Raw genomic sequence first — 16980 nt, forward strand, 5'->3', positions numbered from 1 at the left:
GCGGTCATCGCCCCATGGCAAACCTTGTAGAGCATGCCGGCGGGGGTGATTGGTAGTCATCCTTGCCCCCGTGTCTTGTCATCAACCGTCTATGGCGGGCAGGGTTACCAGCCTGTCGATCAGCGAGGCCAGATCAGGGATACCCCACGGTTTGGCCAGGAATGCGGCCCTCACGGGAAGTGAATGGGTATCAATGATCGTGTCGCCTGAAGTCAGAATCACGGGTAGGGTCGGCCACCTGCGCCAAATAACGTGCGCCAGGCCTAATCCGTCCATGCGGCCAGGCATGTGGATATCGGTCATGACCAACGCAGGAGGTTCTTCATGCGAAAGGTGGAGAAGCGCCTCGTCAGCATTTGCTGTGGATGTGATGCTTACCGCGTAAAGTGACGAGAGACTCTCTGCAGTGAGATCTCTGAGTAGCTCGTCGTCTTCCACGATCAGAATGGTTTTGGGCATGCGTCGTTCGCTCGCTTCTCGTATGCGTTAGGGCGTCCTGGCCTTACGACGTTGCTCCCAAGCGATGAGTGGTGCTCCAAGCGCCGTGAAGGATCAGCGGCTATCGTAGAAGGGCGCCAAGTGAACCGCCTTCACGCTCTGCACGGTTTCCGGGGGCGTAAACCGTCAATCCGAAAGGGAAGACCATGCAGCAGCTACCAGTTGACGAAACCATCCGAGCGGCCTTGAAAAAGACCCATGTGCGCCTGCAACGCCAACATGAACTGGTGGTGGAATTTGGCGTGATGGCCTTGAAAGCGACTGACCTGGATTTGTTGTTGACCCATGCCTGTGAAGTCGTCGCTGAAGGGATGAGCACTCGCTTCGCCAAGGTGCTGCAGCCGGCAGAGGAGGGGGAAGGTTTCGTCTTGTCACACGGCGTGGGCTGGGACGCTTCTGACATCGGTCGGGCTGCCGTGGGTGCCGATGAAGCAAGCCCGGCAGGCTATGCATTGGCTACCTACAGGCCCGTGCTCTCGAACCATCTGGGCATGGAGAACCGCTTCCGAACACCGGAGTTGCTGAAGAAATACGGAATCGAGCGGGCTATCAACGTCCCGATCCGGGGCGTGCTTGGCCCCTTTGGCGTCCTCGAAGCCGATAGCAGTGACGGGGACGACTTTGTAGAAAGCGATCTGGTATTTCTGGAGGGTATCTCCAACGTCATTTCCATGGCCCTTGAGCGAATATCTGCGGGAGCAGATGTCTCTGTTCCCGATCCGTATTCGGAAACCCTTCTGAACGCGAGCCCCGATTGGGTCGAGATCCTGACGTCAAGCGGCGAGATCGAGTTCATGAACGAAACGGGGCTCCTCTTCCTGGCTACCCATTTGGCGGACGTGAAAGGTCAGCAGTGGCATGATTTGTGGCCCGAGGAGTCTCGTTCGCTCGTTTGGGAGGCATTGGCAAAAGTGAGTGGTGGCGAAACCGCTCGATTCGAGGCATATCACCCCATCTCTGCAGATGATCCAAAATGGTGGGACGTGACGGTGGCGCCAATCCTCGGAGTGGAAGGCAAGGTCGAGCGGATCATCGCAGTATCGCGAGATATCACGGAACGTCATCAGTATGAGGCTCAATTGCTGTCGCTGATCGAGGCTCAGAATAGCAAGCAAAACCGAAGCGACCTCTACCTGGAAGAAATCCACCATCGCGTCAAGAACAGCCTTCACCTGGTAAACACGCTACTGTTGCTGCAGGCCAATCTCACGCCTGACGCAGCGGTCAAGTTGCAACTTGAAACCGCCGCCGGGCGAGTGGTGACCATTGCCACGGTTCACGAGCGGCTGTATCAAGCTGCCGAAGGCCAGGAACTGCGCGCTCGTGATTACCTCGATGCTCTGCTGGGGGATCTGGGCAGAGCCTTGGCCGACCGGAAAATTGTGCTGGAGGCTGACGATTTCGTCTTGCCCCCAGAAAGAATGGCACCTTTGGGATTGGTAATTTCTGAACTGATCACGAATGCCCTCAAATACGGCAAGGGCGCCATCGAGGTGATCGTCAAGCATGCCGGCGACCATGCCCTGCTCACCGTCAGGGATGAGGGCGATGGATTCCCTGATAATTACCCTAAGCCGACGGGCACGGGCCTCGGCATGCGCTTGGTCAAAAGCTATTCCGGCTACGGCAGTGCGGCTGTCGAGGTGGATCGGACAGATAGTAAAAGCTGTATACACGTCCGTTTCAAGCTGTAGACACCGAGCGTTTGAAAGTGGCCCCATTGTCTTGCCCGGTCAGGCTGAACGAGGCTGTTGATCGCGTTCTTTCATGAGGGCGCCACAGGTCGATCCGATTTCACAAACCGAGCATGTTGTAGTGCACGTAGTACATGATCCATAGCGACAACCCCACCAGCAGCACGATGATCACTACCGTGAACACCAGCGCCACCAGGCTCCAGCGTTGCTCACGCGCCGTGGTCAGGTGCAGAAAGAACACCATGTGCACCAGAATCTGGATCACCGCGCAAGCCAGCACCAGCAGGAACGTGGCGGTGCGCGGTAAGCTTGGATACATGGCCAGCCCGAAAGGGATCAGCGTCAGCAGGGCAGCCAGCACAAAGCCGACGTTGTAGGACTTGTGGCTGGACTGGCTGGCCCCGGCGCTGCTATGAACCTGGCTTTCGCTGCTCATTGGATCACCCCGAACAAGTAGACGACGGTAAACACGCACACCCACACAATGTCGAGGAAATGCCAGAACAGGCTCAGGCAGCTCAGCCGTGTGGAATTGACGCAGCACAGGCCGCGCTGCTGCACCTGAATCATCAGCAAGGCCATCCACACCAGGCCGATCAGTACATGCAGGCCGTGGGTGCCAACCAGGGTGAAGAAGCCGGTGAGGAACGCGCTGCGCTGCGGGCCGTAGCCTTCGGCGATCAAGTGATGAAATTCGTTGAGCTCCATGGCGATGAAACCCAACCCGAGCACGAAGGTGACACCAAGCCACTGCAACACGCGGCGTTTGTCGTTGCGGTGATTGGCGAGCATGGCGTAGCCGTAGGTGATACTGCTGAACAGCAGCAAGCCGGTTTCACCGAGCACATAGGGCAATTCGAAGATGTCTGCCGCGCCCGGGCCGCCTGCCACCGACTGGCCCAGCACGGCGTAGGTGGCGAACAACGTGGCGAACAGGATGCAGTCGGTCATCAGGTAGACCCAGAAGCCAAACAGGCTCAGCGAGCCCGCATCCTCGTAACCTTGCTCTTGCTGATGGGCAGTTTCGTTCAGGACGATATGCGACATGGCTCAAGCCTCCGCCCTCAGTTGGCGCCGTTCGGTTTCCACGCGTTCGACTTCCTCGGCCGTCACGTAGTACTCGGTATGCTGGTCGTAGCTGCGCACGATCAATGCTGCCACCGTAGCCAGCAGGCTGGCGATCACCAGCCACCAGATGTGCCACACCAGGGCGAAGCCCAGCACCGTGCTCAACGCGCCGATCACCACGCCCAGGCTGGTGTTGCACGGCATGTGAATCTTGCGGAAGTCCGCCTCGACAAGTGTCTTGACCCCGCGTTCCTTCATGCCCCAATAGGCGTCGATGCCGTGCACTACCGGTTGTTCGGCGAAGTTATAGAACGGCGGCGGTGAAGCGGTGGCCCATTCCAGCGTGCGGCCGTCCCAAGGGTCGCCGGTGCGGTCGCGGTTTTCGTGGCGCTTGCGGATGCTCACGATCAGCTGCGTCAGCTGGCAGGCCACGCCGCAGAGGATGATAAGCACGCCAACCATCTCCAGCAGCAGAAACGGCCGCCACTCGGGCACATTGAAATGGTTCAGGCGCCGGGTCATGCCCATGAAGCCGAGGAAGTAGGACGGCATGAAAGCGAAATAGAAACCTGCCAGCCAACACCAGAACGCCGCACGCCCCAGCGGGTCGTAGAGCTTGAAGCCGAACGCCTTGGGGAACCAATAGGTCAGGCCACACATGTAGCCGAATACTGCGCCGCCGATGATCACGTTATGAAAATGCGCGATCAGGAACAGGCTGTTGTGTAACAGGAAGTCGGCGCCTGGCACTGCCAGCAGCACACCGGTCATGCCGCCGATGCTGAAGGTGACGATGAAGCCGACGGTCCACAGCATTGGTGTCTCGAAGCGCACCCGCCCGCGGTACATGGTGAACAGCCAAGTGAAGATCTTCACCCCTGTGGGCACGGCAATGATCATGGTCATGATGCCGAAGAACGCGTTCACGTTCGGCCCGGCACCCATGGTGAAGAAGTGGTGCACCCAGACGACGAACGACAGCACGGTGATGACGATGGTCGCCCATACCAGCGAGTAATAGCCGAACAGCCGCTTGCGCGAAAAAGTCGAAGCCACCTCCGAGAAGATGCCGAATGCCGGCAGGATCAGGATGTACACCTCTGGGTGGCCCCAGGCCCAGATGAGGTTGATGTACATCATCGGGTTGCCGCCCAGTTCGTTGGTAAAGAAATGCATGCCCAGGTAACGGTCCAGGGTGAGCATGAACAGCGTCGCGGTGAGGATGGGGAAGGCGGCCAGGATCAGGATCGAGGTGCACAGCACGGTCCAGGTGAACACCGGCATGCGGAACAAGGTCATGCCGGTGGTGCGCATCTTGAGAATGGTGACGAAGAAATTGAGCCCCGTCAGCAAGGTGCCTATCCCCGATATCTGCAACGACCAGATGTAGTAGTCCACGCCCACGCCGGGGCTGTAGGCGATGCCGGATAACGGCGGATAGGCGACCCAACCCGTGCGGGCGAACTCACCAATGCCCAGTGAGATGTTGACCAGCACCGCGCCGGAAACGAACAGCCAGAAGCTCACTGCGTTGAGGAACGGGTAGGCCACGTCGCGGGCGCCGATCTGCAGCGGCACCACAATGTTCATCAAACCGACCACGAACGGCATGGCCATGAAGAAGATCATGATCACGCCGTGGGCGGTAAAGATCTGGTCGTAGTGCTCCGGCGGCAGGTAGCCGGGCGAACCGTCCGAGGCCATGGCCTGTTGGGTGCGCATCATCAAAGCGTCGGCGAAACCGCGCAGCAGCATTACCAGGGCGACGACGATGTACATTACGCCGATACGCTTGTGGTCGACCGAGGTGAACCACTCCTTCCACAGGTACGTCCACTTGCGCTTGCAGGTGATGGCCGCGACCCCGCCTATACCCATCAGCCCGACCACGGCAAGGGTGTACATGATGATGGGCTCGTCAAAGGGGATGGCATCCCAGGTCAATTTCCCGAACATGTGTGTCACTCCTTGCTGCCTTGCGGCGATTCATCCTGGGGGGCACTCAAGCGCCGCTCGACCTCGCGGGACCGGTTGATGCCCTGGTACTTGTCGATCAATGACTGGAACAGGCCGGCATCGACCGCAGCGTAATGCTCTACCGGATGGCCGACGCTGGGTTCGGCCAGCTGCTTATAGCGCCTCTGATCGAGCTGGCGTTGCGAGCCGCGGACCTTGGCCACCCAGGCATCGAAACCGGCCTGGTCGAGTGCAAGGGCCTTGAAGTGCATGTCGGAGAAGCCGGGGCCGTTGTAGTTGGCGGCGATACCGGTATAGCTGCCCGGCTCATTGGCGATCAGGTGCAGCTGGGTCTGCATGCCGGCCATCGCATATATCTGCCCGCCCAGCGCAGGAATGAAGAACGAGGTGATGGCGCCATCGGAGGTCACCCGGAAATCCACGGGTGTGTCCACCGGCATGGCCAGTTCATTGACCGATGCGATGCCCAGTTCGGGGTAGACGAACAGCCACTTCCAGTCGGTGGCGATGACCTGCACCTTGACCGGCGCCTTGTCGGCATCCAGCGGACGATACGGGTCGAGCGCGTGGGTAGAACGCCAGGTCACCACTCCGAGCACGATGATGATGAGCAGCGGCACGCCCCAGACCACTGCCTCGATTGCGCGCGAGTGGCTCCACTCTGGCGTGTAGCGCGCCTTTTCGTTGGAGGCGCGGTAATGCACCGAGAACACCAGCGCCATGATCATGACCGGGACGACCACCACCAGCATCAACAGCGTGGCCAGGATGATCAGATTGCGTTGTTCCAGCCCGACCTGGCCCTTGGGGTTGAACAGCACCATGTCGCAGCCCGAAAGCTGCAGCGTGATGACGCCCAGCATCAACAGGCCGAGTAGTCGTGTGGCTTTAGTAGTTCCCTCTGCCATGCGCGGATCCTGTAATTGTTGCCGAATGTTTGTTGTGTTGATGTAGAAGGACGACCCGGGCAGGAAGGTTGTATGTAAATCCCGTAATCACGACGAATGGTGTTATGCAAACTCGAGGAATTTTCTTTCCACAGCCTCGGCGAGGGGCGGGCGGTGTTTGCCCCAAAGCAAGCGGATCAAACTTTTTGCCACCGTCGGACTCTTCTGCAAACATTCATTGATGCGAGGAGAAGCGCATGAAACCTGATGAAGGCAAGACCGGCGACAAGGTCCCAAGGCCGCTGTCTTCTGAAGAGGCGCAGCAAGGGCACCGGGCGCCAGACCCGCTGCTCGAGCGCCCTGACCCGGATACCGAAACGGTGGACAAAGTCATTACGCCCACCTCCATTCATGAACAGGAAGAACAGACGCGCCAGATCAACCAGCACCTCGAGGAGGCCGACAGGAAACGCCGCCGCTGAGGCAACGGCAACAGATCAAAGGCGCGACGATGATTAGCGCCACTGATCTGCTATTCACGTACAGCACTGAACACCGGGGGTAAATCGATTACCCCAACAGGGTAGGGCGCTTTCCATCGCCCCTGACTTCTGGGAGTTCAGCATGAAAGCAATCGTATACAACGCACCGCGCGACGTGGCCGTCAAGAATGTCACCGATGCAAGAATCGAGAAACCAACTGATGTGCTGGTGCGCATCACCACCACCAATATCTGCGGGTCCGACCTTCACATGTATGAGGGGCGCACATCGTTCGAGGCCGGGCGTGTGTTCGGCCATGAGAACCTCGGTGAGGTGATAGAGGTCGGGGCAGGGGTGGACCGCGTCAAGGTCGGCGACTGGGTCAGCCTGCCTTTCAACATCGGCTGTGGGTTCTGCGAAAACTGCGAAAAAGGCCTTACAGGGTTTTGCCTCACCGCCAACCCGGGGACTGCCGGGGCCGCATACGGCTTTGCCGACATGGGACCCTACCAAGGTGGCCAGGCTGAGCTGTTGCGTGTGCCATACGCTGATTTCAACTGCCTGGTGTTGCCGGAGGACGCCCAGGAACGTGAAGATGACTACGTCATGCTTTCGGATATTTTCCCCACTGGCTGGCATGCAACAGAGCTTGCCGGCCTGCAGCCGGGCGAGAGCATTGCGATCTATGGAGCGGGCCCTGTCGGGTTGATGGCGGCTTATTCGGCAATCATCAAAGGTGCCTCCGAGGTATTCGTGATCGACAACCAGCCGGATCGTTTGAGGCTGGCCGCGCAGCTTGGGGCAACCCCCATCAACGCGGTCGAGCAAAAGGCCGTGGACGAGATCATGAACCTGACCCACGGCAGAGGCACCGATCGGGGATGCGAATGTGTGGGTTACCAGTGCTGCGACAAGCATGGCCATGAAGCGAACTACCTCACCATGAACAACCTGGTTGCCTCAACCAAGGCTACCGGTGGCATAGGTGTCGTGGGTGTGTTCGTGCCAGAAGACCCGGGTGCGAAGAACGACCTGGCGAAGCAGGGCAAGATGGCTTTCGATTTCGGAGCGTTCTGGTTCAAGGGCCAGTTCATCCGCACAGGCCAGGCGAATGTGAAGGCCTATAATCGCCGCCTGGCGCAGCTCATTCATCATGGGCGCGCCAAACCTTCCCAGATAATTTCCCATCGTTTGACGCTTGCTGAAGGCCCCGACGCCTACAAGCATTTTGATGCGCGCGATGATGGCTGGACGAAGGTGGTGCTCAAGCCTGCTGCCTGACTCGCACCCCGAAGCTTCCAGGGAAGGAACCTCGGCGAGGGAGGGGTTCGTCTGGTGAGCTAACTGGCACCTGCTTGAAACAAGCCCCGAACCACCTCCCTCATCCAGCGATTCCCGCTGTCTTGCTGGTAGCGCGCGTGCCAATGCTGCTTTACCGTGAAACCCTCAACTGCAAACGGGCAATCGTGCACCTGCAGACCATGCATGTCGGCAAGTGTCTGCCCGATGTGCCGTGGCAGCGTAGCCACCAGGTCGGTCGACCCGACAATCATGCCTAACCCCAGAAACGCCGGCAGCTCCAGCATTATCCTGCGTTCGATGCCGGCCCGTGCCAGCCCAGCCTCGAGCAACTTCTGCCCGGTCCCGGCACTGATTTGTACATGCCCCTCGGCCTCGTAGCGCGCCACGGTCATGCCTTTGCCCAGTCGAGGGTGTCGCGTGTCGCTCAAGCAGACCCAGTCCTGTTCGAACAACACTTGCTGATACATCCCCGCACCCAACCAAGGCACGAAGCCGATGGCCAGGTCCGCCTCGCCCGACTCCAGCGCGCTTTCGGTATTGCCATCTATGCGCGCCGCCTCCAGGCGAATACCCGGCGCATGCGTACGCAGGTGGTTGAGGATGCTGGGCAGCAGGGTGATATGGCTGGCATCACTGACGCACAGGCGAAAGCGCCGTTGCGCTGTGGCCGGAACGAATTGCGGCTCCCAGGTAGTCAGGCGCCGCAGCGATTCCAGCACCTCGCGGCATGGACCGATCAACTGGTCTGCCCGCGGGGTAGGGGCCATCCCCCCAGGGGTACGCACGAACAGCGGATCGTTGAGTTCTTCACGCAAGCGCCCCAACCAGATACTCACGGTAGGTTGGCTCTGGCCGAGCTGTTCGGCGCTGCGGGTCACGCTACGGCATTGGTAAAGCACATCGAACAGCTGCAGCAGCTTGGGATCGGGCAAGGCATCGAGCGTACTCATTATTGCAGAACTCAATAGGTCTATTGATCTCATTGTATAGCCGAAATAAGCCTCGCTGCATAAGGTGGTCGCAAACCACAGGAGGTCCGCGATTTGAAAATCTGCATTCTGGGCGCCGGCGCCCTGGGTTGCGCCATTGGTGCGGCCTTGAGCGAGGCGGGGCACGAAACCTGGCTGTTGAATCGTGGCCAGGCACATGTCGAGGCGATGAACCTGCGCGGGCTGCGGGTACAGGACGAGCGCGGCGAGCGGCAGGTCCGGGTTAGGGCGGCTTGCGATGCGGCAACCGTGGGCGTGGCGGACCTGGTAGTGGTGCTGGTCAAGTCGTTCCACACCAGCGAGGCGATTGCCGGTGCCAAGGCGCTGATCGGGCCGCAGACGCTGGTGCTGTCACTGCAGAACGGTCTTGGCCACGAAGACATCCTGGCCGAGGCCGTGGGGCGTGAGCGGGTACTGGCCGGCAAGACCTATGTCGGTGGCGTGCTGCTGGCGCCGGGTTCGATTCGTGCCGGTGTAGCAGGCAAGCACACCTTCATCGGCGAGCTCGATGGCCAACGGACCTCCCGTGTGCAGGCCATTGCCGAGGTCTTCAATGGCGCCGGGCTCGCCACCACGGTCAGCGACAACATTCTCGGCACCATGTGGGACAAGCTGCTGGTCAACGTCGCGACAGGCGCGCTCAGCGGCATCACCATGCTCAGTTATGGCCAGCTGTACAGCGAGCCGCTGCTGGAAAGCACCGCCAAGGCAGCGGTGAGCGAGGCCATCGCCGTCGCCGAGCGTGCCGGCATCCGCCTGAACCTCACCAGCCCGGACGCTGCGTGGCGCCTGGCAGCTGAAGGCCTGCCGGCAAGCTTCCGTACCTCGATGCTGCAGAGCCTGGAAAAAGGCTCGGTCACCGAGATCGATTTCATCAACGGCTCCGTCGTGCGCTGGGGCCAGCGCCATGGCGTGGCTACGCCGGTCAACGCGACCCTGGTTGCCTGCATCAAGGGTATCGAGCGCGCCATGGCCGATCAGCAGAAGGGAAGTAATCCATGAGCCAGCCAAAAGCCTACCTTGAACACGTTGCGTTCTGGGTGCGGGACATCCAGTGGCACATCCGCTTCTTCAGCGAGGTGTGCGGCATGACCATGCGTGAAATACAGGGCGACGTCGAGCAGCCTGCGCAGTACTGGACCCTCGGTGGCCTGCAGTTCATACACCAGCCGGACTTTGCCGGGCCGGAAGGGCGCATGGCACACCTGGGCATCATGTGCGAGGACCTCGAAGCTGCCCTGGCCGCCGCACAGCGCTTCGGCGTCAGCGAAATGCCCCAAGGCCGCAACTGGCTGCGCCTGCCTGACGGCCTGGCGGTCGAGTTCATTCAGGCATTGCCGGCGAAATGCGTCGCCCAGGCTCTGGCCATCGACCCACGTGCAGAGGTGGTGGCATGAGCGTGGTTGAAAAATACTGGGACGATGCCCGTGAGGGCGATGAATGCATCAGCCCCACCTATACCGTGACGCGCGAACGCATCCTGGCCTACGCCGAGCTCACCGGCGACCATACCCCGGTGCATGTCGACGAGGCGTATGCCAACGCTAGCCACTTCGGCTGCCTGGTTGCCCATGGTCTGTTCGGCCTGTCGATCGCCGACGGCCTGAAGACCCAGTGCGAATACCGCTTTGTACCGGGCATGTCGCTGGGCTGGACGTGGGACTTCGTGCTGCCGATCAAGGTCGATGATGTGCTGCACGTGCGCATGCGCGTGGGGGCGATGCGCCCGAGCAACAGCCGACCGGGCTGGGGCATCGTGGTCTTGCCGTCGGAGCTGATCAACCAGCACGGCGAAGTCGTGCAGCGTGGCGAGCACCGGCTGATGGTGCCGAGGAGGGTGCAGGCATGAGCCAGGCATTGCCATTGGCGGGTATCCGCGTCATCGACTATAGCCACTTCCTGGCCGGGCCCTATGTGGGCCGCTGCCTGGCAGCACTAGGCGCCGAGGTGATCAAGGTCGAACGGCCGGGCAGCGGCGATGCCGGCCGCCAGCACGCGTTTACCCTTGATGAACAGCAGAGTGGTTACTTCCTGCAGCTGAACATGGGCAAGCAGGGCGTCAGCGTGAACATGAAGGACCCACGTGGCAAGGCGTTCATGCAACGCCTGACCGACTCGGCCGATGTGTTCGTCGAAAACTATCGCCCCGGCGCCCTGGACAAACTGGGCCTGGGCTATGCAGAGCTGTCGGCGCGCAACCCGCGACTGGTGTACTGCTCCATCTCCGCGTACGGCCATACCGGGCCGGATGCCCACCGCGCCGGTTTCGGGCTGATTGCCGAGGCCAAGAGCGGGATCATGCAGATGGTCGGCGTGCCAGGCGAAGCGCCGCCGTTGCTGCGCATTTCCCTGGGCGACATGTACACCGGCATTCATGCCGTGGCGGCGATCAATGCGGCGCTACTGGGCCGGGTGAGCAGTGGTCGTGGCCAGCACATCGACATGGCCCTGTACGACACGCTGGTGTCGATGCATGAATACGCGGTGCAGTGCTACACCTTGTCCGACGGCACCGTCCTGCCCGAGCAGACCGGCCATGACATGCCCACCTCCACCCTGTACGGCGTGTTTCGCGCGGCCGATGGCGACCTCGTGATCGCCGCCCAGGTAGACGACGCCTGGAAGCGCTTTGCCGCGATGCTCGAGGCCAATGGTGGCCCGCCCGGGTTCGGCAGTGACAACCGCTACCACAGCCTCAATGGTCGCAACACCCATCGGCAGGCGATCCTGGCCGTGGTGCGTGACTGGGTCGGTGCGCGCCGGGTAGCCGATATCCTGCAATTGCTCGATGCCATCGACATCCCCAGCGCCAAGGTGCAGCGCATCGACGAAGTCGTGGCCGACCCGCAGATCCAGGCGCGCAACATGGTCATCGAGCAGCAGCACCCGCGCTACGGTACCTTGCGCCTGCCCAACCTGCCGTTCCGCTTTTCCGACTGCGATACCACGATCCACCAGGTGGCCCCGGACCTCGGTCAGCACAATGCCGAAGTGGCCGCCGGCCTAGGTTTCAGCCCTGAAGAAATCACCGCCATGCAAGCAGACGGTGTGCTGTTCACCCACGGAGATGCCAGATGAGCGACCGCTATGCAGTGATCGGCCGACCGATCAACCACACCAAGTCCCCGTTGATTCATGGCCTGTTCGCCCAGGCCAGTGGCCAGTGCCTGGAGTACGGCGCCATCGAGGGCGAACTCGAGGGCTTCGAGGCCCAGGTGCTGCAGTTTCGCGATGAGGGCGGGTTGGGCATGAACATCACCGCGCCGTTCAAGTTGCGTGCCTTCGAGCTGGCTGACCAGCGCAGCGAGGCCGCCCAGCTGGCGCGGGCGGCCAATGCACTGAAGTTCGAGGATGGCCGTATCGTTGCCGAGAACTTCGACGGCATTGGCTTGTTGCGGGATATCGAGGAAAACCTCGGTGAACCGCTGGGCAATCGACGGGTACTGTTGCTCGGCGCCGGTGGTGCGGTGCGTGGTGCGCTGCTGCCGTTCCTGCAGGCAGGGCCGAGCGAGCTGGTACTCGCCAACCGTGACATGTCCAAGGCGCTCACCTTGCGCAACGAAGTGGATCATCCGAGGCTGCGCATCAGCCGTTATGAGGAGCTGGAGGGACAGTCCTTCGACATCGTGGTCAACGCCACCTCCGCGAGCCTAACCGGCGAGCTGCCGCCACTGCCCGAGGGCGTGCTGGGCGAGACGCGGCTTGCTTACGAGCTGGCGTATGGCAAAGGCCTGACGCCGTTCCTGCGCATGGCCCAGGCGCAGGGTGTGGCGCGCCTGGCCGATGGCGTCGGCATGCTGGTCGAGCAGGCGGCGGAGGCTTTCGCCTGGTGGCGCGGGGTGCGGCCAGAAACTCGGGCAGTGATCGATCGCCTGACCATTCCCCTCAAGTAGGATCACGGTCCCTGTGGCAGCGGTCGCTTTCGAATTGAGTTCATTACGCGACAGCGCAGCCCACAGGAACCCTGCCAATCAGTAGGGCGGCGCAGGCAGTTCGGCCAACAGCCTTCTCAGCCCGTCGCTCCACTGCCTGCGTATCTGCTCGTAATAGGCATCGTCGCTGGTGATGCGCTGGCGTTTCGGTATTTCCAGGCTGTCCTTCTGATACACCAACAGGTCCAATGGCATGCCCACCGACAGGTTGCTGCGAATGGTCGAGTCGAACGAGATCAGACCGCAGCGCAACGCTTCGTCGAGTGGCATATGGTAGCCAAGGTTGCGATCGAGAATCGGCCGCCCATACTTGCTCTCGCCCAGTTGCAGGAACGGGGTGTCCGGCGTGGCCTGGAAGAAATTGCCCTGCGCATAGACGTTGTATATGCCCATGGGGCCACCGGCTATCTGGCCGCCGACAATGAACGAACTGCTCAAGTCGATTCCGGCCGACAGCTTGCTGCGATCACGGCTGACCACTTCACGCAGTGTATCGGCGACCAGTACCGTTGCATCGTAGAGCGTGGCAACGTTCAGCAGGTGGGGGCCGGGGCCCCGTGTGCGTTGCTGGAGCAGGTTCACCACCGATTGCGAGGTCGCCAGGTTGCCGGCGGTCTGCAGCACGATCAGGCGCTCCCCCGGCACGCCGAACACGAACAACTTGGCAAAGCTGGCGATCTGGTCGATGCCCGCATTGGTGCGAGAGTCGCTGATGAAGACAAGCCCGTCCGCCAAGTGCATGGCGACACAATAGGTCATGCTGTTTCCCTTTTTTTATGAACGGGTACTGCGCCTGTCACTGGCGGTGCACGTGCACGCTGGCCTGCATCGATTCGGCGCCACCCCCGCGGCGCACGCCCCTGACCGGGCAGGCATCGAGGTAGTCCAGGCCCACTGCCAGCTTCAGGTGACGCTCTGGCCGAACAAGGCGGTTGGTGATGTCGAAGCTGTACCAGGCGTCATCGACCCAGGCCTCGGCCCAGGCATGGCTGGCCAGGTGCTGCTCGTCTTCGGTGCACAGGTAGCCGGAGACATAGCGTGCCGGAATACCCAGGCTGCGTGCGCAGGCAAGGAACGCGTGGGTATGGTCCTGGCAAACCCCGGCCGCGCCGTTGAACGCTTCGATGGCAGTGGTGCCCACCGATGTGGCGCCGGGGCTGTACGGCATGTGCTCGGCCAGGCCTTGCATCAGCCCGATCAGTGCCGCCCGGTCGCGGTGTTCGCCACAATGTCGGCTGGCGAAGGCCTTGAGTGCGTCATCGGCCTGGGTCAGGTGGCTGCCGCGCAGGAATGGCAGGGGGGAATGTTCGCCGGCCTCCTGCTCGCGCTCCGGGTCGATCTCCACCTGGCCGCTGGCGGTCAGCGCCAGGTGGCCATGGGGTTTGTCCAGGGTCAGTACATGCAGGATGTTGCCATAGGGGTCGATCTGGGCCTTGACCTTGCAGGGCAGGTCCAGTTGCCATTCATTGATGCGCTGGCGCTCGCTGCTGCGTGGTGTAAGGCGCAGGAACTGGATGCTGTTGCACACATCGCTGGCATAGCTGTAGGTAGTGTCGTGGCGAATGGACAGTTTCATACGACCTCCAGATAGGAGTGATGGACCGCCTGGCCCAGTTGATTGATGCGCCCGATGAAGTCGCTCAACCACGGGTGCAACCCCGCTTCGAGAATTTCGTCGATCGCGGTGTAGCGCAGGCGAGCGTTGAGTTCGGCGGCCATGCGTTGGGCGGCGCGCCCGGTGCTGCCGGGCAGGCTGGCAAGGATCTGGTCCAGTTCCTCGCTACAGGCATGCAGCGAGCGGGGCACGTCGACCCGCAACAACAGCAGCTCCGATACCGGCCGTGCACTGGGCGCGGCGCGATAGAGTTCGTTGAAGGCTTCGTAGGAGGTCAGCGCGCGCAGCAACGCGCTCCATTGGTAATAGCCACGGGCGGAGTCATCGCTGACCTCCTCGGAGGCCTCACCGAACATTTCATAGCGTGCATCGAGCAGGCGCAGGGTGTTGTCGGCTCGCTCCAGGAAGGTCCCCAGGCGGATGAAACTGTACGCGTCGTTACGCATGATGGTGCCTGAGGTCGCACCGCGGAACAGATGCGAGCGTTCCTTGACCCAGTCGCAGAACTGGCTGATGCCATAACGGCCGAGGCCATTGCTGGCAATGTTGCGCATTTCGATCCAGGTAGCGTTGATGTTCTCCCACATGTCGGCGGTGATGCGGCCACGCACTGCGTGGGCATTGGTCCTGGCCGCCTGCAGGCAGCAATAGATGCTGCCGGGGTTGGTCGCGTCGAGGGCGAAGAAGTGCAGCATGCGCTCGGTGTCGAGTTCGGTGTGCCGGCGGCGGTAGTCGTCCAGCGTTCCGGATGCCAGCAGTGACATGGCCAGCTCGGCATGGCCGTCACTGCGGCCGGCCTGGGGCATCAGCGATAGCGAATAACTCACCTCGAGCATGCGCGCAAGGTTTTCTGCGCGCTCCAGGTAGCGCGACATCCAGTACAGGTCGGAAGCAGTTCTCGAAAGCATGGTTCAGTCCTCCACCACCCAGGTGTCCTTGGTACCGCCGCCCTGCGACGAGTTGACCACCAGCGAGCCTTCCTGAAGGGCCACCCGGGTCAGGCCGCCTGGCACCAGCCGCGTTTCACTGCCGGACAGCACGAACGGGCGCAGGTCGATGTGGCGCGGGGCGATGCCGTTGTCGACGAAGGTCGGGCATGTGGAAAGGCACAGGGTGGGTTGGGCGATGTAGGCGTGCGGACGGGCCTTGATGCGGGCGCGGAAGTCCTCGATCTGCGCACTGGTGGCCGCTGGCCCGACCAACATGCCGTAGCCACCGGAGCCCTGGGTTTCCTTGACCACCAGCTCGGGCAGGTGGGCCAGGACATGGGAAAGCTCTGCAGGCTTGCGGCACTGCCAGGTCGGGACGTTGTTCAGCACTGGCTCTTCGCCCAGATAGAAGCGGATCATGTCGTCGACAAAGGGGTAGATCGACTTGTCGTCCGCCACCCCGGTGCCTACCGCGTTGGCCAGCACCACGTTGCCGGCGCGGTACACCGAGATCAGCCCCGGCACGCCCAGCATCGAGTCAGGGTTGAACGACAGCGGGTCGAGGTAGTCGTCGTCCAGGCGCCGATAGATCACATCCACCTGTTGTGGACCGGCGGTGGTGCGCATGTAGACATGCTCGTCGCGGATGAACAGGTCCGCGCCCTCCACCAGTTCGATACCCATTTCCCGAGCCAGGAAGGCATGCTCGAAATAGGCATTGTTGAAGCGACCAGGGGTGAGCAGCACGGCGGTGGGGTTGTCCAGTGGGCTGGCGCTCTTGAGCGTGTCCAGCAGCAGGTTGGGGTAGTGGTCGATCGGGGCGATCCGCTGTGCGGCAAACAGCTCGGGGAACAGCCGCATCATCATCTTGCGGTCTTCGAGCATGTAGCTGACCCCGCTGGGGGTGCGCAGGTTGTCCTCCAGCACGAAGTAGCTGCCGTCACCGTCGCGGACCAGATCGACCCCAGCGATGTGGGCATAGAGCCCACGGTGCAGCCCCAGGCCCTGCATGGCGATCTGGTAGCCTTCATTGGCCAGCACCTGCTCCGGCGGGATGATGCCGGCCTTGAGGATGCGCTGGTCGTGGTAGATGTCCTGCAGGAACAGGTTCAGGGCGTGCACCCGCTGGATGCAGCCGCGCTCGACCATGCGCCATTCACTGGCACGAATGCTGCGCGGGATGATGTCAAAGGGGATCAGGCGCTCGGTGTCCTGTTTGTCACCGTACAGGGTGAAGGTGATACCGGCGCGGTGAAACAGCAGGTCTGCTTCGCGTCGCCGTTGCTCCAGCAGCTCCAGCGGGGTGTTTGCCAACCAACGGGCGAACTCCTGGTAATGCGGGCGGCAACTGCCGTTCGTTTCGTACATTTCATTGAAAAATGCCCGGGACATACCCACTCCTTGCCACCGTTGCCGGCAGCTTCATTGCGGTTCATCTACGTGTTTCAGGGTGCGGCCTTGCGGGTAGGTGGGTGCTGTGTCTGTGGCGAGCCTCGAATCCGATCAATTGCTGGTGCGTTGTGCACGCAGAAGCCGTTGCAATGAAGGTGCCGAAAGCCCGGCGTAGTTCCGGGATGGCAACCATGGGGCGCTAAGACATTGA

Annotated in this window: 18 protein-coding genes; 8 read left to right on the forward strand and 10 right to left on the reverse strand. The window is 61.5% G+C overall.

What is annotated here, in order from left to right; genetic code table 11:
* Nucleotides 1–81: 81 nt before the first annotated feature.
* A complete protein-coding gene (locus tag ACK1U9_RS01155) occupies nt 82–459 on the reverse strand; it encodes a response regulator (protein WP_108481401.1) in 378 nt (125 codons plus the stop codon).
* A 185-nt stretch (nt 460–644) separates the two neighbouring features.
* On the opposite strand from ACK1U9_RS01155, the gene ACK1U9_RS01160 reads away from it, so the two are divergent.
* On the forward strand, nt 645–2192 hold the full coding sequence (locus ACK1U9_RS01160) for a sensor histidine kinase (protein WP_449109615.1): 1548 nt from the start codon (nt 645–647) through the stop codon (nt 2190–2192).
* Nucleotides 2193–2292: 100 nt separating this feature from the next.
* On the opposite strand, the gene cyoD is transcribed toward ACK1U9_RS01160, so the two are convergent.
* Genes cyoD through cyoA form a run of 4 tightly spaced genes read right to left on the reverse strand, consistent with a single transcriptional unit; the run spans nt 2293 to nt 6148 of the window.
* Nucleotides 2293–2631, reverse strand: coding sequence for a cytochrome o ubiquinol oxidase subunit IV (cyoD, locus tag ACK1U9_RS01165; protein WP_046613796.1), 339 nt, complete (start codon nt 2629–2631; stop codon nt 2293–2295).
* Entirely contained in the window at nt 2628–3242 is a 615-nt protein-coding gene (cyoC, locus tag ACK1U9_RS01170) for a cytochrome o ubiquinol oxidase subunit III (RefSeq protein WP_085598446.1), read from the reverse strand. Before cyoC ends, cyoD begins: the two co-directional genes overlap by 4 nt.
* A 3-nt stretch (nt 3243–3245) precedes the next feature.
* The gene (gene cyoB, locus ACK1U9_RS01175) at nt 3246–5219 is read right to left on the reverse strand and encodes a cytochrome o ubiquinol oxidase subunit I (protein WP_435781199.1); all 1974 of its coding nucleotides are present in this window, start codon (nt 5217–5219) and stop codon (nt 3246–3248) included.
* A gap of 5 nt (nt 5220–5224) precedes the next feature.
* Nucleotides 5225–6148, reverse strand: coding sequence for a ubiquinol oxidase subunit II (cyoA, locus tag ACK1U9_RS01180; RefSeq protein WP_338459386.1), 924 nt, complete (start codon nt 6146–6148; stop codon nt 5225–5227).
* A 236-nt stretch (nt 6149–6384) separates the two neighbouring features.
* Between cyoA and ACK1U9_RS01185 the strand changes: the two genes are divergently transcribed.
* Both ACK1U9_RS01185 and ACK1U9_RS01190 read left to right on the forward strand, forming a co-directional pair.
* Nucleotides 6385–6609: a hypothetical protein gene (locus ACK1U9_RS01185; RefSeq protein WP_046613792.1), complete on the forward strand. Its 225-nt coding sequence runs from the start codon at nt 6385–6387 to the stop codon at nt 6607–6609.
* A gap of 142 nt (nt 6610–6751) precedes the next feature.
* Nucleotides 6752–7891 carry a glutathione-independent formaldehyde dehydrogenase gene (locus tag ACK1U9_RS01190; protein ID WP_046613791.1) on the forward strand — a complete coding sequence of 380 codons (1140 nt, stop codon included), beginning with the start codon at nt 6752–6754 and terminating at the stop codon, nt 7889–7891.
* 59 nt (nt 7892–7950) lie between these two features.
* On the opposite strand, the gene ACK1U9_RS01195 is transcribed toward ACK1U9_RS01190, so the two are convergent.
* A complete protein-coding gene (locus ACK1U9_RS01195) occupies nt 7951–8862 on the reverse strand; it encodes a LysR family transcriptional regulator (protein WP_046613790.1) in 912 nt (303 codons plus the stop codon).
* Between the two features lie 93 nt (nt 8863–8955).
* Here ACK1U9_RS01195 and ACK1U9_RS01200 point away from each other — a divergent pair, with 93 nt between their 5' ends.
* Genes ACK1U9_RS01200 through aroE form a run of 5 tightly spaced genes read left to right on the forward strand, consistent with a single transcriptional unit; the run spans nt 8956 to nt 12794 of the window.
* Nucleotides 8956–9903 (forward strand): ketopantoate reductase family protein, encoded by a 948-nt coding sequence (locus tag ACK1U9_RS01200; protein WP_085598454.1) that lies wholly within the window; start codon nt 8956–8958, stop codon nt 9901–9903.
* Nucleotides 9900–10298: a VOC family protein gene (locus ACK1U9_RS01205; protein ID WP_046613788.1), complete on the forward strand. Its 399-nt coding sequence runs from the start codon at nt 9900–9902 to the stop codon at nt 10296–10298. Before ACK1U9_RS01200 ends, ACK1U9_RS01205 begins: the two co-directional genes overlap by 4 nt.
* On the forward strand, nt 10295–10750 hold the full coding sequence (locus ACK1U9_RS01210; protein ID WP_046613787.1) for a MaoC family dehydratase: 456 nt from the start codon (nt 10295–10297) through the stop codon (nt 10748–10750). Before ACK1U9_RS01205 ends, ACK1U9_RS01210 begins: the two co-directional genes overlap by 4 nt.
* Nucleotides 10747–11979, forward strand: a complete 1233-nt coding sequence (locus ACK1U9_RS01215; RefSeq protein ID WP_108481406.1) for a CaiB/BaiF CoA transferase family protein — start codon at nt 10747–10749, stop codon at nt 11977–11979. The genes ACK1U9_RS01210 and ACK1U9_RS01215 overlap by 4 nt, the downstream gene beginning before the upstream one ends.
* Nucleotides 11976–12794 carry a shikimate dehydrogenase gene (aroE, locus tag ACK1U9_RS01220; RefSeq protein WP_108481407.1) on the forward strand — a complete coding sequence of 273 codons (819 nt, stop codon included), beginning with the start codon at nt 11976–11978 and terminating at the stop codon, nt 12792–12794. Before ACK1U9_RS01215 ends, aroE begins: the two co-directional genes overlap by 4 nt.
* A gap of 78 nt (nt 12795–12872) precedes the next feature.
* Here aroE and ACK1U9_RS01225 read toward each other — a convergent pair whose 3' ends face one another.
* From ACK1U9_RS01225 to ACK1U9_RS01240, 4 genes are read right to left on the reverse strand one after another with little or no spacing between them, the layout of a single operon-like run.
* Nucleotides 12873–13592 (reverse strand): proteasome-type protease, encoded by a 720-nt coding sequence (locus ACK1U9_RS01225; protein WP_046613784.1) that lies wholly within the window; start codon nt 13590–13592, stop codon nt 12873–12875.
* Nucleotides 13593–13629: 37 nt separating this feature from the next.
* Entirely contained in the window at nt 13630–14409 is a 780-nt protein-coding gene (locus ACK1U9_RS01230; protein WP_085598460.1) for a transglutaminase family protein, read from the reverse strand.
* Nucleotides 14406–15356: an alpha-E domain-containing protein gene (locus ACK1U9_RS01235; RefSeq protein WP_449109616.1), complete on the reverse strand. Its 951-nt coding sequence runs from the start codon at nt 15354–15356 to the stop codon at nt 14406–14408. Before ACK1U9_RS01235 ends, ACK1U9_RS01230 begins: the two co-directional genes overlap by 4 nt.
* 3 nt (nt 15357–15359) lie before the next feature.
* Entirely contained in the window at nt 15360–16769 is a 1410-nt protein-coding gene (locus ACK1U9_RS01240; protein WP_449109617.1) for a circularly permuted type 2 ATP-grasp protein, read from the reverse strand.
* Between the last annotated feature and the right edge of the window lie 211 nt (nt 16770–16980).

This window comes from Pseudomonas sp. XP1, assembly GCF_053557675.1.